The organism is Kytococcus schroeteri, assembly GCF_002847825.1.
Classification (GTDB): domain Bacteria; phylum Actinomycetota; class Actinomycetes; order Actinomycetales; family Dermatophilaceae; genus Kytococcus; species Kytococcus schroeteri.
Map to the genome: position 1 here is coordinate 75,432 of NZ_PKIZ01000004.1, position 15,562 is coordinate 90,993.

A 15,562-nucleotide genomic window follows, 5' to 3' on the forward strand; every position below is an offset into this window, starting at 1 on the left:
CCCACCCCCGACGCCCGCGCGCCAGACGTCCGCCGACACCTCCGCCTCGCGTGTGGGGATCCGTGACCGCCCGGCGGGGGCGCAGGCCGACCGGTGCGGGGGAGGAGTTCCCGCGGTGGCGTGACCGCACCGAACATGCACGGCCTTGAGGAAGGACACTCCTTGGCTGCCTCGCGCACTGCTGACCAGAACGTCTCGACCGCACGCACCGCTTCCGGGCGTCTGTCGTTCTCCCGCATCCACGAGCCCCTGGAGGTGCCGGACCTCCTGGCGCTCCAGACCGAGAGCTTCGACTGGCTCCTCGGCAACGAGGCATGGCAGGAGCGGGTGGCCGAGGCGAAGGCCGCCGGCCGCACCGACATCTCCCTGACCTCGGGCTTGGAGGACATCTTCGAGGAGATCTCCCCCATCGAGGACTTCTCGGAGACCATGTCGCTGAGCTTCTCCGAGCACCGCTTCGAGGAGATCAAGTACACCGAGGACGAGTGCATCGAGCGGGACATGACCTACTCGGCGCCCCTGTTCGTCACCGCCGAGTTCATGAACGGCGAGACCGGTGAGATCAAGTCGCAGACCGTGTTCATGGGCGACTTCCCGCTCATGACCAAGCGCGGCACCTTCATCATCAACGGCACCGAGCGTGTCGTCGTCTCCCAGATCGTGCGTTCGCCGGGCGTCTACTTCGAGCGCTCCTTCGACCGCGCGACCGACAAGGAGATCTACTCCGCCAAGATCATCCCCAGCCGTGGTGCGTGGCTGGAGTTCGAGGTCGACAAGAAGGACATGGTCGGTGTCCGTGTCGACCGCAAGCGCAAGCAGTCCGTGACCGTGCTGCTCAAGGCGCTGGGGTGGACCGAGGCGCAGATCCTCGAGGAGTTCGGCCAGTACGAGTCCATCCGCGCGACGCTGGAGAAGGACCACACGGCCAACCAGGACGAGGCCCTGCTGGACATCTACCGCAAGCTGCGTCCGGGGGAGCCCCCGACGGTCGAGGCCGCCCAGAACCTCCTGGACAACCTCTACTTCAACGGCAAGCGCTACGACCTGGCCAAGGTCGGCCGCTACAAGATCAACAAGAAGCTGGGCATCGACGCCGAGCTCACCGACTCCACCCTGGGCGTGGACGACATCGTCCGCACCATCAAGTACATCGTCGCGCTGCACGCCGGCGAGACCACGATGGAGGGCGTGCGCCACGGCGAGGCGGTCGACCTGCGCGTCGAGACCGATGACATCGACCACTTCGGCAACCGCCGCCTGCGCACGGTCGGCGAGCTGATCCAGAACCAGGTCCGCACCGGCCTGTCGCGCATGGAGCGCGTCGTCCGTGAGCGCATGACCACCCAGGACGTCGAGGCCATCACGCCGCAGACGCTCATCAACATCCGCCCGGTGGTCGCCGCGATCCGCGAGTTCTTCGGCACCAGCCAGCTCTCGCAGTTCATGGACCAGAACAACCCGCTGGCCGGTCTGACGCACAAGCGTCGCCTGTCCGCGCTGGGCCCCGGTGGTCTGTCCCGTGACCGCGCCGGCATGGAGGTCCGCGACGTCCACCCGTCGCACTACGGCCGCATGTGCCCCATCGAGACGCCGGAAGGCCCGAACATCGGTCTGATCGGTGCGCTGGCGTCCTACGGCCGCATCAACCCCTTCGGCTTCGTCGAGACCCCCTACCGCAAGGTCAAGGAGGGCTACGTCACCGATGACGTGGAGTACCTGACCGCGGACGAGGAGGACGACTACGTGATCGCCCAGGCGAACGCGCCCCTCACCGAGGATGGCCAGTTCGCCGGGGAGCGCGTGCTCGTGCGCTCGAAGGGCGGCGAGGTCGAGTTCGTGCCGCGCGACGAGGTCCACTACATGGACGTCTCCCCGCGCCAGATGGTGTCCGCGGCCACCGCGATGATCCCCTTCCTCGAGCACGACGACGCCAACCGCGCGCTCATGGGTGCCAACATGCAGCGCCAGGGCGTGCCGCTGGTGCAGGCCGAGGCCCCGCTGGTGGGCACCGGCATCGAGCACCGAGCCGCGCTGGACACCGGTGACGTGGTCCGCGCCGACAAGGCCGGTGTGGTGCAGTCCGTCTCGGCCGACCTGGTGCAGGTCACGAACGACGACGGCACCTACCTGAACTACGCCATCGACAAGTTCAACCGCTCCAACCAGGGCACCTGCTACAACCAGCGGGTCGTGGTCTCGGCGGGCGACCGTGTGGAGAAGGGCGACCTCATCGCCGACGGTCCGTCGACCGACAATGGCGAGATGGCCCTGGGCAAGAACCTGCTCGTGGCCTTCATGCCGTGGGAGGGCTACAACTACGAGGACGCGATCATCCTGTCGCAGCGCCTCGTGCAGGACGACACCCTCTCCTCGATCCACATCGAGGAGCACGAGATCGACGCCCGCGACACCAAGCTGGGCCCGGAGGAGATCACCCGGGACATCCCGAACGTCTCCGACGACGTGCTGGCCGACCTGGACGAGCGCGGCATCATCCGCATCGGTGCCGAGGTCCGCGACGGCGACCTGCTGGTCGGCAAGGTGACCCCCAAGGGTGAGACCGAGCTGACCCCGGAGGAGCGCCTGCTGCGCGCCATCTTCGGCGAGAAGGCCCGCGAGGTGCGCGACACCTCCATGAAGGTGCCCCACGGTGAGACCGGCACGGTCATCGGCGTCAAGGTGTTCGACCGCGAGGAGGGCGACGAGCTGCCCCCGGGCGTGAACCAGATGGTGCGCGTCCACGTGGCGAACAAGCGCAAGATCACTGACGGTGACAAGCTCGCCGGCCGTCACGGCAACAAGGGCGTCATCTCCAAGATCCTGCCGGTCGAGGACATGCCCTTCCTGCCCGACGGCACCCCGGTGGACGTCGTGCTCAACCCGCTGGGTGTGCCCAGCCGCATGAACGTCGGCCAGGTGCTCGAGCTGCACCTCGGCTGGGCCGCGGCCAACGGCTGGAAGATCGAGGGCACCCCGGAGTGGGCCGAGAACCTTGCCGAGGAGCACCAGGAGGCCGGTCCGTGGACCCGCGTGGCCACCCCGGTGTTCGACGGTGCCCGCGAGGAGGAGATCACGGGTCTGCTCGACTCGACGCTGCCCTCGCGCGACGGCCAGCGCCTCATCGACGGTTCGGGCAAGGCGCAGCTGTTCGACGGCCGCACCGGTGAGCCGTACCCGGACCCGGTGTCCGTGGGCTACATGTACATCCTCAAGCTCCACCACCTGGTGGACGAGAAGATCCACGCCCGCTCCACCGGCCCGTACTCGATGATCACGCAGCAGCCGCTGGGTGGTAAGGCGCAGTTCGGTGGTCAGCGCTTCGGTGAGATGGAGGTGTGGGCCCTCGAGGCCTACGGCGCCGCTTACGCACTGCAGGAGCTGCTGACGATCAAGTCCGACGATGTCACCGGCCGCGTCAAGGTGTACGAGTCCATCGTCAAGGGCGACAACGTCCCCGAGCCCGGCATCCCCGAGTCCTTCAAGGTGCTCATCAAGGAGATGCAGTCCCTGTGCCTGAACGTCGAGGTCCTCTCGACCGACGGCCAGAACATCGACCTGCGAGAGCAGGACCAGGAGGTCTTCCGCGCGGCGGAGGAGCTCGGCATCGACCTGAGCCGGCGTGAGCCGAGCTCGGTCGAAGAGGTCTGAGAAGACCCGAGCGAACCCTCTAGCCCCCGGAACACGAGAGAAGGACACCTGTGCTCGACGTCAACTTCTTCGACGAGCTTCGCATCGGCCAGGCCACGGCCGACGACATCCGCCAGTGGAGCCACGGCGAGGTCAAGAAGCCGGAGACCATCAACTACCGCACCCTGAAGCCCGAGAAGGACGGACTCTTCTGCGAGAAGATCTTCGGTCCGACCCGCGACTGGGAGTGCTACTGCGGCAAGTACAAGCGCGTGCGCTTCAAGGGCATCATCTGTGAGCGCTGCGGCGTCGAGGTGACCCGCTCGGCCGTGCGCCGTGAGCGCATGGGCCACATCGAGCTGGCCGCCCCGGTGACGCACATCTGGTACTTCAAGGGCGTGCCCAGCCGTCTGGGCTACCTGCTGGACCTGGCGCCGAAGGACCTCGAGAAGGTCATCTACTTCGCCGCGTACGTCATCACCTCGGTGGACGAGGAGGGTCGCCACAACGACCTGCCGTCCCTCGAGGCCGAGATCCAGTCCGAGATCAAGGCCACCGAGAACCGTCGCGACGCCGACGTGGAGGCCCGCGCCAAGAAGCTGGAGCAGGACATCGCCGCGCTCGAGGCCGAGGGCGCCAAGTCCGACGCCAAGCGCAAGGTCCGCGACTCCGCCGAGCGCGAGATGAACCAGATCCGCAAGCGTGCCGACCAGCAGGTCGAGCGCGTGGAGCAGGTGTGGGACCGCTTCAAGAACCTCAAGGTCCAGGACCTCGAGGGCGACGAGATGCTGTTCCGCGAGATGCGCGACCGCTTCGGCATGTACTTCGAGGGCGGCATGGGTGCCGCGGCCCTGCAGAAGCTGCTGCAGGACTTCGACCTCGAGGCCGAGGCCGAGAAGCTCCGCGAGATCATCGCCACCGGCAAGGGCCAGAAGAAGACCCGTGCCCTCAAGCGCCTCAAGGTGGTCACGGCCTTCCTGACCACCGACAACGAGCCGCAGGGCATGGTCCTGGATGCCGTCCCGGTGATCCCGCCGGACCTGCGTCCGATGGTGCAGCTGGACGGTGGCCGCTTCGCGACCTCCGACCTCAACGACCTGTACCGCCGCGTCATCAACCGCAACAACCGCCTCAAGCGCCTTCTCGACCTCGGTGCCCCCGAGATCATCATCAACAACGAGAAGCGCATGCTGCAGGAGTCCGTGGACTCCCTGTTCGACAACGGTCGTCGCGGTCGTCCGGTCACCGGTCCGGGCAACCGCCCGCTGAAGTCGCTCTCCGACATGCTCAAGGGCAAGCAGGGTCGCTTCCGCCAGAACCTGCTCGGCAAGCGCGTCGACTACTCGGGCCGTTCGGTCATCGTGGTCGGCCCGACCCTCAAGCTGCACCAGTGCGGTCTGCCCAAGCAGATGGCCCTGGAGCTCTTCAAGCCGTTCGTGATGAAGCGCCTGGTCGACCTCGACCACGCGCAGAACATCAAGTCGGCCAAGCGCATGGTCGAGCGCCACAACCCGATGGTGTGGGACGTGCTCGAGGAGGTCATCACCGAGCACCCGGTGCTGCTGAACCGTGCACCCACGCTGCACCGTCTGGGCATCCAGGCCTTCGAGCCGCAGCTCGTCGAGGGCAAGGCCATCCAGATCCACCCGCTGGTCTGCACCGCCTTCAACGCCGACTTCGACGGTGACCAGATGGCCGTGCACGTGCCGCTGTCCGCCGAGGCCCAGGCCGAGGCGCGCATCCTGATGCTCTCGAGCAACAACATCCTCAAGCCGGCGGACGGTCGCCCGGTGACCATGCCCACCCAGGACATGATCATCGGCCTGTACCACCTGACCTCCCAGGTGCTCGGCACCGAGGACACGCCGGTGGAGGAGATGCGCCACTTCACCAGCCAGGCCGAGGCCCGCCTGGCCTTCGACCGCGGTGAGATCAAGCTGGGCACCCCCGTCGTCATGCGCCTGCCGCGCGTCGTGCCGCCGGCCGACTTCGAGGGCGAGGTGGAGCTCGACGAGAAGGGCTACGCCCCGGTGCTCACGCTGCAGACCACGCTGGGTCGGGCGATCTTCAACGAGTCCCTGCCGGAGAACTTCCCGTTCGTCAACAACCCGGTGGACAAGAAGGTCCTGTCCAACATCATCAACGCCCTGGCCGAGCGCTACGACAAGGTCGACGTCGCCGCCTCGCTGGACGCGCTGAAGGAGAACGGCTTCTACTGGGCGTCCCGCTCGGGCACCACGGTGGCCATCTCCGACGTGGTGGTGCCGGACAACAAGTCCGAGCTGCTCGAGGCCTACGAGAGCAAGGCCGCCAAGGTCCAGGTGCAGTACGAGCGCGGTCTGATCACCGACGACGAGCGCCGTCAGGAGCTCATCGAGATCTGGACGCAGGCCACCAACGAGGTCGCCAAGGCGATGGAGGCCAACTTCCCGGCCGACAACCCGATCTACCGCATGGTCACCTCCGGTGCCCGTGGTAACTGGTTCCAGCTGCGCCAGATCGCCGGCATGCGTGGCCTCATGGCCAACCCGAAGGGCGAGATCATCCCGCGCCCGATCAAGGCCTCGTTCCGCGAGGGCCTGACGGTGCTGGAGTTCTTCATCTCGACGCACGGTGCCCGCAAGGGTCTGGCCGACACCGCCCTGCGTACCGCCGACTCGGGTTACCTGACCCGTCGTCTGGTGGACGTGTCGCAGGACGTCATCGTCCGCGAGTCCGACTGCGGCACCGGTCGTGGCGTGAAGGTCACCATCGGCCAGCACGGCGCCGACGGCACCGTGGTCGTGGACGACGAGGTCGAGTCCAGCGCCTACGCCCGCACCGTGGCCGAGGACGTCGTCGTGGACGGCACCACGGTCGCCACCGCGGGTGACGACCTGGGTGACGTGCTCATCGAGGAGCTCGTGGCCGCCGGTGTCGAGACCGTCAAGGTGCGCTCCGTGCTCACCTGCGAGTCCTCGGTCGGCACCTGCGCCAAGTGCTACGGCCGCTCGCTGGCCACCGGCCAGCTGGTCGACATCGGCGAGGCCGTCGGCATCGTCGCCGCGCAGTCGATCGGTGAGCCCGGTACCCAGCTGACGATGCGTACCTTCCACACCGGTGGTGTGGCCGGTGACGACATCACGCAGGGTCTGCCGCGTGTGGTCGAGCTGTTCGAGGCCCGCACCCCCAAGGGTGTGGCCCCGATCGCCGAGGCCGCCGGCCGCATCCGCATCGAGGACGCGGACAAGCAGCGCCGCATCATCCTGGTGCCGGACGACGGCACGGAGGAGCACGCCTACCTGGTCGGCAAGCGCACGCGCCTGCTCGTCGAGGAGGGCCAGTCGGTCCCGGCCGGTGAGCAGCTCGTGGTCGGCGCCGTCGACCCCAAGCAGGTCCTGCGCATCCTCGGCCCGCGCGCGGTGCAGCAGCACCTCGTGGACGAGGTGCAGGGCGTGTACCGCCAGCAGGGTGTGTCCATCCACCAGAAGCACATCGAGGTCATCGTGCGGCAGATGCTGCGCCGCATCACGATCATCGAGGAGGGGGACACCTCCCTCCTGGCCGGTGACCTGGTGGAGCGTTCCCGTTTCGAGACCGAGAACCGCCGTGTGGTGGCCGAGGGCAGCAAGCCCGCCTCCGGTCGTCCCGAGCTGATGGGCATCACCAAGGCCTCGCTGGCCACGGAGTCCTGGCTGTCGGCCGCCTCCTTCCAGGAGACGACCCGCGTCCTCACCGAGGCCGCGATGCACGGCAAGGGCGACCCGCTGCTGGGCCTCAAGGAGAACGTCATCCTCGGAAAGCTCATCCCGGCCGGTACCGGGCTGCAGCGCTACCGCAACGTGACGGTGGAGCCCACCGAGGAGGCCAAGGCGGCCGCGTACGCCATGACCGACTTCGAGGGCTTCGACTTCGCCCAGTTCGGCGAGGGCACCGGCCAGGCCGTGCCCCTCGACGAGGTGGACACCGGCGAGTACCGCTGGTGACCTGCTGACCCGGTCCCCGTGACCGGTGCGGTCCTGCGAGGGCCCCTCCCGCCGGGAGGGGCCCTCGCTGCGTTCCGTACCCCGTCCGCCCCTTCTGGATTTGGAGCCACGCCGCATCTGCCATAAAGTTGCCGATTGGCGTGGGCTCGCCCGCGCCGCCCTCCACCGGGCAGTCGACCTCCACGAGGCCGCCGGCGGTGCTCGACATCCCATCGATGCCGGCAGTCGGCCACGGGTGTGGATCGGAAGTGCAGGTGGGGGAGCGTGTGGCCATCGGCCGCCGGCTCCGCGGGGGTTCCCACCCCGCCGGGTCCCGGGACGGGCCACGCGACTCATCCAGGAGCCGCCACCGCGGCGACAACGACGAAACACGGAGTTTCATCAGTGCCTACCATCAACCAGCTGGTCCGCAAGGGCCGCCGGGACAAGGTCAAGAAGTTTGACGCCCCGGCCCTCAAGGGCTCGCCCCAGCGTCGTGGCGTGTGCACCCGCGTGTACACCACCACCCCCAAGAAGCCGAACTCGGCCCTCCGCAAGGTCGCGCGTGTGCGCCTGACCAGCGGCATCGAGGTCACCGCGTACATCCCCGGCGTCGGCCACAACCTGCAGGAGCACTCCATCGTGCTCGTGCGTGGCGGCGGCGTGAAGGACCTCCCCGGTGTCCGCTACAAGATCATCCGCGGTGCCCTCGACGCCCAGGGCGTCAAGGACCGCAACCAGGCTCGTTCCCACTACGGCGCCAAGAAGGAGAAGAAGTAATGCCTCGTAAGGGCCCCGCTCCCAAGCGCCCCCTGGCCGTCGACCCGGTGCACGGGTCGCAGCTGGTGACCCAGCTGGTGAACAAGATCCTGCTGGACGGCAAGAAGTCCGTCGCCGAGTCCATCGTCTACGGCGCCCTCGAGGGCGTCCAGGAGAAGACCGGCACCGACCCCGTCCAGACCCTCAAGCGTGCGCTGGACAACATCCGTCCGGCCCTCGAGGTCAAGTCCCGCCGTGTCGGTGGCGCGACCTACCAGGTGCCGATCGAGGTCAAGCCGGCCCGCGCGACCACCCTCTCCCTGCGCTGGCTCGTGGGCTACGCCCGCCAGCGTCGTGAGAAGACCATGACCGAGCGCCTCATGAACGAGATCCTCGACGCCTCCAACGGCCTGGGTGCCGCGGTGAAGCGCCGCGAGGACACCCACAAGATGGCCGAGGCCAACAAGGCGTTCGCCCACTACCGCTGGTGATGTACTGGTCACCGGTGGTGGCCCCATGCCACCATCGGTGACCGTCTGCCGTTCCGGCAGGTACCCGCAGCACACCCTGAAGAGCACACCCTCGAGCGAGAAGAGAGACCGTGGCACAGGACGTCCTCACGGACCTCAAGCAGGTCCGCAACATCGGCATCATGGCGCACATCGATGCCGGCAAGACCACGACCACCGAGCGCATCCTGTTCTACACGGGTGTGAACCACAAGATGGGTGAGACCCACGACGGTGCGTCGACGACCGACTGGATGGAGCAGGAGAAGGAGCGTGGTATCACCATCACCTCCGCCGCCGTGACCTCCTTCTGGAAGGGCACCCAGATCAACCTGATCGACACGCCCGGCCACGTCGACTTCACGGTCGAGGTCGAGCGCAACCTCCGCGTCCTGGACGGCGCCGTCGCCGTCTTCGACGGCAAGGAGGGTGTGGAGCCGCAGTCCGAGACCGTGTGGCGCCAGGCCGACAAGTACGGCGTCCCGCGCATGTGCTTCATCAACAAGATGGACAAGATGGGCGCGGACTTCTACTACTCCGTGCAGACTATGGTGGACCGCCTCGGCGCGACCCCGCTGGTCATGCAGCTGCCCATCGGTGCCGAGTCCGACTTCATCGGCATGGTCGACCTGGTCACCATGAAGGCCTTCACCTGGTCCAAGGAGACCCCGCTGGGCGAGGCCTACGAGATCGAGGAGATCCCGGCCGACCTGCAGGACAAGGCCGAGGAGTACCGCACCCAGCTCATCGAGACCGTCGCCGAGAGCTCCGAGGAGCTCATGGAGAAGTACCTGGGTGGCGAGGAGCTGACCGAGGACGAGATCCACGCCGGCGTGCGCACCCTGACCCTCGCGGGCGAGGTGAACCCGGTGTTCTGCGGTACCGCGTTCAAGAACAAGGGTGTGCAGCCCCTGCTCGACGCGATCGTGGCCTACCTGCCGTCCCCTGTGGACCTGCCCCCGATCGATGGCCACCTGCCGAACGACGAGGAGACCACCGTCTCCCGCGCGCCGTCGGCCGACGAGCCCTTCGCGGCCCTGGCCTTCAAGATCGCCACGCACCCCTTCTTCGGCACGCTGACCTACATCCGCGTGTACTCCGGTGAGATCGCCTCCGGTGCTGCCGTCCTGAACGCCACCAAGGGCAAGAAGGAGCGTCTGGGCAAGCTGTTCCAGATGCACGCCAACAAGGAGAACCCGGTGGAGAAGGTGACCGCTGGTCACATCTACGCCGTGATCGGCCTCAAGGACACCACCACCGGTGACACCCTGTGCGCGCCGGAGTCCCCGGTCGTGCTGGAGTCCATGACCTTCCCGGCGCCGGTGATCCACGTGGCCATCGAGCCGAAGACCAAGGGCGACCAGGAGAAGCTGTCCACCGCCATCCAGAAGCTGGCCGAGGAGGACCCCACCTTCACGGTCAACCTGGACGAGGAGACCGGCCAGACCGTCATCGGCGGCATGGGCGAGCTCCACCTGGACATCCTCGTGGACCGCATGAAGCGCGAGTTCAAGGTCGAGGCCAACGTCGGCGCCCCGCAGGTGGCCTACCGCGAGACCATCCGCCGCCCGGTGGAGAAGCTCGACTACACCCACAAGAAGCAGACCGGTGGTTCGGGTCAGTTCGCCAAGGTGCAGCTGTCCTTCGAGCCGCTGACCGGCACCGACGAGGACGGCGAGGCCGCGCTCTACGAGTTCGAGAACGCCGTCACCGGTGGTCGCGTGCCCAAGGAGTACATCCCGTCCGTGGACCAGGGCATCCAGGAGGCCATGCAGCTGGGTGTGCTCGCCGGCTACCCGCTGGTGGGCATCAAGGCCACGCTGCTGGACGGCGCCTACCACGACGTCGACTCCAGCGAGATGGCGTTCAAGATCGCCGGTTCGATGGCGCTCAAGGAGGCCGTCCGCAAGGCCGACCCGGTCCTGCTCGAGCCGATGATGGCCGTCGAAGTGCGTACGCCCGAGGAGTACATGGGCGACGTCATCGGCGACATCAACTCGCGTCGAGGCACCATCCAGTCCATGGAGGACGTCTCGGGCTCCAAGGTCGTCCGCGGCACCGTGCCGCTGTCGGAGATGTTCGGGTACGTGGGTGACCTGCGGTCCAAGACCCAGGGTCGCGCCAACTACTCGATGCAGTTCGACTCCTACGGTGAGGTTCCCAAGAACGTCGCCGAGGAGATCGTGAAGAAGGTTCGTGGTGAGTGACCCTCGCGGGTAGACTCTTCCAGCCTGATTCGCAACAGTTCCCTAAAATCAGCAATACTCACGCACTGACCACCGCAATCCCGCGGTGACCCCAGCGTGACAACACCACAGTCCAACAGGAGGACCCCAGTGGCGAAGGCAAAGTTCGAGCGGAGCAAGCCGCACGTCAACATCGGCACCATCGGTCACATCGACCACGGCAAGACCACGCTGACGGCTGCCATCTCCAAGGTTCTGCACGACCGTTTCCCGGAGCTGAACGAGGCGTCGCCGTTCGACACCATCGACAAGGCGCCCGAGGAGAAGCAGCGCGGTATCACCATCTCGATCGCGCACATCGAGTACCAGACGGAGGCGCGTCACTACGCCCACGTCGACTGCCCCGGTCACGCTGACTACGTGAAGAACATGATCACCGGTGCTGCCCAGATGGACGGCGCCATCCTCGTGGTCGCGGCGACCGACGGTCCGATGCCGCAGACCAAGGAGCACGTGCTCCTGGCCCGCCAGGTCGGCGTGCCCTACATCGTGGTGGCCCTGAACAAGGCCGACATGGTGGACGACGAGGAGATCATGGAGCTCGTCGAGATGGAGGTCCGCGAGCTGCTGTCCTCCTACGACTTCCCGGGCGACGACGTGCCGGTGGTCCAGGTGTCCGCTCTCAAGGCGCTCGAGGGCGACCAGGAGTGGGGCGACAAGCTCATGGAGCTCATGTCCGCCGTCGACGAGGCCATCCCGGACCCGGAGCGCGACATCGACAAGCCGTTCCTGATGCCGGTGGAGGACGTCTTCACCATCACCGGTCGCGGCACCGTGGCCACCGGCCGCATCGAGCGCGGTGTGCTTGCCGTGAACGACGAGGTCGAGATCGTCGGTATCCGCGACGACAAGCAGACGACCACCGTCACCGGCATCGAGATGTTCCGCAAGCTGCTCGACGAGGGCCGCGCCGGTGAGAACGTCGGTCTGCTGCTCCGTGGTACCAAGCGCGAGGACATCGAGCGCGGCCAGGTCATCTGCAAGCCGGGCTCCATCACCCCGCACAAGAAGTTCGAGGGCTCGGTCTACATCCTGTCCAAGGACGAGGGCGGCCGTCACACCCCGTTCTACGACAACTACCGTCCGCAGTTCTACTTCCGCACCACCGACGTGACCGGTGTGGTGAACCTGCCGGAGGGCACCGAGATGGTCATGCCTGGTGACAACACCGAGATGAGCGTCGAGCTGATCCAGCCCGTCGCCATGGAGGAGGGCCTGAAGTTCGCCATCCGTGAGGGTGGTCGCACCGTCGGCGCCGGCCAGGTCACCAAGATCCTGGACTGATCCAGCGCCCACTCGGGCACTGATCGCCGACGTGGCCCGCCACGTCACCGAGACCCCCTGATCCCCACCGGGACCAGGGGGTCTCGTGCGTGCCGGGGCAGTCGTCGACGGGGACGTGTCCTCTGCGCGTGGATGGACTCTTCCCGGGCGCGGGCACCCTCATCAACGTCGTGGCCGTGCTCGTGGGGGCGACCTGCGGCATGGCCTTCGGGGCGCGGCTGCCGCAACGCGTGCACGACCTGGTCACCGACGCGCTCGGTCTGGTGACGCTGCTCATGGCGGGACTCTCCGCGGTCGCCGTCGGGTCGAGCGCGCTGGAGGCAGCCGTGGGGGAGGGGGTGCCGATCCTGCTGGTGCTGGGGGCCCTGCTCCTCGGGGGCGTATCGGGCTCCCTGTTGCGCCTCGAGGCGCGGCTCGAGGTGCTGGCCGGGGGGATGCAGGCCCGGCAGGCGCGTGGGCACGGGGGAGGCCCGGGGCCGCTGAACGACGGCTTGGGCAACGGCATCGACCAGCTGGCCCTGACGTCGGCGCTCGACCTCTTTGCCGCCCTCGCCCTCGCGTCGGCGTTCGGGGTGGGGGTGCTGCTCTCGGCGGTCTCGGTGCTGGTGGTGCAGGGCCTGCTGACCCTGCTGGGGGCGACCCTCGGGGAAGTGGTCCCCGTCTACGCCGTGGACGCGATGACGGCGGTGGGCGGACTGCTCCTCGTGGGCATCGCGCTGGGCCTCCTGCGCATCCGGAGCCTGCCGGTCGGTGAGCTGCTGCCGGCCCTCGTGCTGACCCCGGTGGGGGCCTGGCTGCTGGCGGCCGACTGAGCCGATTTGGCTGCCGGGGCACTGTGTGCCACACTTGGGAAGTTGCTTGTTGGGCGATGGCACTGCGTGTCCCCACCGAGTGTCCCCCAGGCCGGGTCTCCGGAACCGCGGGACGCCGACGCGGACGCAGGACATCGCCTTTCTGGACGAGGCAGGTCCGACCGCGGAGTCGTGCTCCACTTCCACACCCGGTGTGGAGGTCACTGCCCGTCCGGAGCACGAACCCGGTCATGCGGGGAACGGAACTCCGGTCCCCCTCCCAGGAACGGCTGACGCAGCCGTGGTGCGGCCCGCAAGGGCGACACACCCGAGTGCGTGGGTCGGGGAATGACCGCCAAGACCATTAGCGGTACGACGAGAGAGAGTCAACGAACCGATGGCGGGACAGAAGATCCGCATCCGGCTGAAGTCGTATGACCACGAGGTCATCGACTCCTCGGCGCGGAAGATCGTGGACACCGTGACCCGTGCGGGCGCGACCGTTGTGGGCCCTGTGCCCCTGCCGACGGAGAAGAATGTCTTCTGCGTCATCCGGTCCCCGCACAAGTACAAGGACAGCCGAGAGCACTTCGAGATGCGGACGCACAAGCGTCTGATCGACATCGTGGACCCGACCCCCAAGGCCGTGGACTCCCTGATGCGTCTCGACCTGCCGGCTGACGTGAACATCGAGATCAAGCTGTGAGCGCCACCATGACTGAGAACACCATGCAGCGCACCGTCGCCGGCGTTCTGGGCACCAAGCTCGGCATGACCCAGGTCTGGGACGCGGAGAACCGCCTCGTTCCGGTGACCGTCGTGCAGATCGCCCCGAACGTGGTGACGCAGGTCCGCACCCAGGACACCGACGGCTACGGGGCCGTGCAGATCGCCACCGGCGACATCGACCCCCGCAAGGTCAGCAAGCCCCTGCGTGGTCACTTCGAGAAGGCCGGGGTCACCCCGCGTCGTCACGTGACCGAGCTGCGCACCGCTGACGCGGCCTCCTACGAGCTGGGCCAGGAGCTCACCGTGGAGACCTTCGAGGCCGGCGCCGTCGTGGACGTCACCGGCACCACCAAGGGCAAGGGCTTCGCGGGCGTCATGAAGCGCCACGGCTTCGCCGGCGTGAGCGCCTCCCACGGTGCCCACCGCAACCACCGCAAGCCCGGTTCCATCGGTGGCTGCGCCACCCCCGGTCGCGTCTTCCGCGGCACCCGCATGGCGGGTCGCATGGGCGGCGAGCGTCAGACCACCCAGAACCTCACCATCCACGCCGTGGACGCCGACAAGGGTCTGCTGCTGATCAAGGGTGCCGTCCCCGGCGCCCGTGGCGGTCTGGTCCTCGTCCGCTCCGCCGCGAAGGGAGCCTGACATGCCGACGATCGACATCATCAGCCCCGCTGGCAAGGCCGACGGTTCCGTCGAGCTGCCCGCCGAGATCTTCGACGTGGACGCCAACGTGCCGCTGATCCACCAGGTCGTGGTGGCCCAGCTGGCCGCTGCGCGCCAGGGCACGCACGCCACCAAGACCCGCGCCGACGTGCGCGGTGGTGGCCGCAAGCCCTACCGCCAGAAGGGCACCGGCCGCGCCCGCCAGGGTTCGACCCGCGCCCCGCAGTTCGCCGGTGGTGGCGTCGTGCACGGCCCGCAGCCGCGCGACTACGCCCAGCGGACCCCCAAGAAGATGAAGGCCGCCGCCCTGCGCGGTGCGCTGTCCGACCGTGCGCGTCACGGCCGCATCCACGTGCTGAGCGCCGTGCTCGAGGGTGACAAGCCCTCCAGCAAGGCGGTCAACGGCCTGCTGCGCGGTCTCACCGACCGTCGCAACCTGCTGGTCGTGCTGCAGCGCGGCGACGAGCTGGGCCTGCTCAGCCTGCGCAACCTGCAGAACGTGCACGTGCTCTTCGCCGACCAGCTGAACACCTACGACGTCATGTGCGCCGACGACGTGTTCTTCACCGCTGGTGCGCTGGACGCCTTCATCGCCGGTGGCCAGAAGGCCACCGCCGACACGAACGCTGCGACGCAGGAGGTTGCCCAGTGAGCACCCCGATGAACCAGTCGAGCACCCAGGTCGCCAAGGACCCGCGCGACGTCCTCCTCGCGCCGGTCGTCTCCGAGAAGTCCTATGCCCTGCTGGACGAGGGCAAGTACACCTTCCTGGTCGACCCGCGTGCCAACAAGACCGAGATCAAGCTGGCCGTCGAGAAGGTCTTCGACGTCAAGGTCGACTCGGTCCACACGATGAACCGCCCGGGCAAGGCCCGTCGTACTCGCTTCGGCATCGGCCGTCGCAAGGACACCAAGCGCGCCATCGTCACGCTCAAGGAAGGCTCGATCGACATCTTCGGCGCGGGCAACTGAGCCGCTGAGAAGTCGACACGAGACACGAGTACGGA

General features: G+C 67.6%; 11 protein-coding genes. All 11 read left to right on the plus strand.

Annotated elements, in window-relative coordinates:
• Positions 1 to 162 precede the first annotated feature (162 nt).
• The 11 genes from rpoB to rplW all read left to right on the plus strand — a co-directional run bounded on the left by rpoB (position 163) and on the right by rplW (position 15,527).
• Positions 163 to 3,648: a DNA-directed RNA polymerase subunit beta gene (gene rpoB / locus CYJ76_RS03170; protein WP_101849229.1), complete on the plus strand. Its 3,486-nt coding sequence runs from the start codon at positions 163 to 165 to the stop codon at positions 3,646 to 3,648.
• Positions 3,649 to 3,698: 50 nt separating this feature from the next.
• Entirely contained in the window at positions 3,699 to 7,592 is a 3,894-nt protein-coding gene (locus CYJ76_RS03175; RefSeq protein ID WP_101849230.1) for a DNA-directed RNA polymerase subunit beta', read from the plus strand.
• A 384-nt stretch (positions 7,593 to 7,976) separates the two neighbouring features.
• Positions 7,977 to 8,351 (plus strand): 30S ribosomal protein S12, encoded by a 375-nt coding sequence (rpsL, locus tag CYJ76_RS03180; protein WP_070705856.1) that lies wholly within the window; start codon positions 7,977 to 7,979, stop codon positions 8,349 to 8,351.
• Positions 8,351 to 8,821 (plus strand): 30S ribosomal protein S7, encoded by a 471-nt coding sequence (gene rpsG / locus CYJ76_RS03185; RefSeq protein WP_070705857.1) that lies wholly within the window; start codon positions 8,351 to 8,353, stop codon positions 8,819 to 8,821. Before rpsL ends, rpsG begins: the two co-directional genes overlap by 1 nt.
• A gap of 110 nt (positions 8,822 to 8,931) precedes the next feature.
• Positions 8,932 to 11,046, plus strand: a complete 2,115-nt coding sequence (fusA, locus tag CYJ76_RS03190; protein WP_070705858.1) for an elongation factor G — start codon at positions 8,932 to 8,934, stop codon at positions 11,044 to 11,046.
• 129 nt (positions 11,047 to 11,175) lie between these two features.
• Positions 11,176 to 12,369 carry an elongation factor Tu gene (gene tuf / locus CYJ76_RS03195; protein ID WP_070705859.1) on the plus strand — a complete coding sequence of 398 codons (1,194 nt, stop codon included), beginning with the start codon at positions 11,176 to 11,178 and terminating at the stop codon, positions 12,367 to 12,369.
• Positions 12,370 to 12,497: 128 nt separating this feature from the next.
• On the plus strand, positions 12,498 to 13,181 hold the full coding sequence (locus tag CYJ76_RS03200; protein WP_101849231.1) for a DUF554 family protein: 684 nt from the start codon (positions 12,498 to 12,500) through the stop codon (positions 13,179 to 13,181).
• A gap of 376 nt (positions 13,182 to 13,557) precedes the next feature.
• On the plus strand, positions 13,558 to 13,866 hold the full coding sequence (gene rpsJ / locus CYJ76_RS03205) for a 30S ribosomal protein S10 (protein ID WP_006946210.1): 309 nt from the start codon (positions 13,558 to 13,560) through the stop codon (positions 13,864 to 13,866).
• An 8-nt stretch (positions 13,867 to 13,874) separates the two neighbouring features.
• A complete protein-coding gene (gene rplC, locus CYJ76_RS03210; RefSeq protein WP_083323708.1) occupies positions 13,875 to 14,534 on the plus strand; it encodes a 50S ribosomal protein L3 in 660 nt (219 codons plus the stop codon).
• A gap of 1 nt (position 14,535) precedes the next feature.
• Positions 14,536 to 15,207: a 50S ribosomal protein L4 gene (gene rplD / locus CYJ76_RS03215; RefSeq protein ID WP_070705860.1), complete on the plus strand. Its 672-nt coding sequence runs from the start codon at positions 14,536 to 14,538 to the stop codon at positions 15,205 to 15,207.
• Positions 15,208 to 15,215: 8 nt separating this feature from the next.
• Complete coding sequence (rplW, locus tag CYJ76_RS03220; protein ID WP_070705881.1) at positions 15,216 to 15,527, plus strand: 50S ribosomal protein L23; 312 nt, start codon at positions 15,216 to 15,218, stop codon at positions 15,525 to 15,527.
• The last annotated feature ends 35 nt before the right edge of the window (positions 15,528 to 15,562 follow it).

Bases quoted from the DNA above. Each gene is read 5' to 3' on its own strand.
- rpsG (WP_070705857.1), top strand. From the start codon at position 8,351: ATGCCTCGTAAGGGCCCCGCTCCCAAGCGCCCCCTGGCCGTCGACCCG.
- rpsJ (WP_006946210.1), top strand. From the start codon at position 13,558: ATGGCGGGACAGAAGATCCGCATCCGGCTGAAGTCGTATGACCACGAG.
- rplC (WP_083323708.1), top strand. From the start codon at position 13,875: ATGACTGAGAACACCATGCAGCGCACCGTCGCCGGCGTTCTGGGCACC.
- rplD (WP_070705860.1), top strand. From the start codon at position 14,536: ATGCCGACGATCGACATCATCAGCCCCGCTGGCAAGGCCGACGGTTCC.
- rplW (WP_070705881.1), top strand. From the start codon at position 15,216: ATGAACCAGTCGAGCACCCAGGTCGCCAAGGACCCGCGCGACGTCCTC.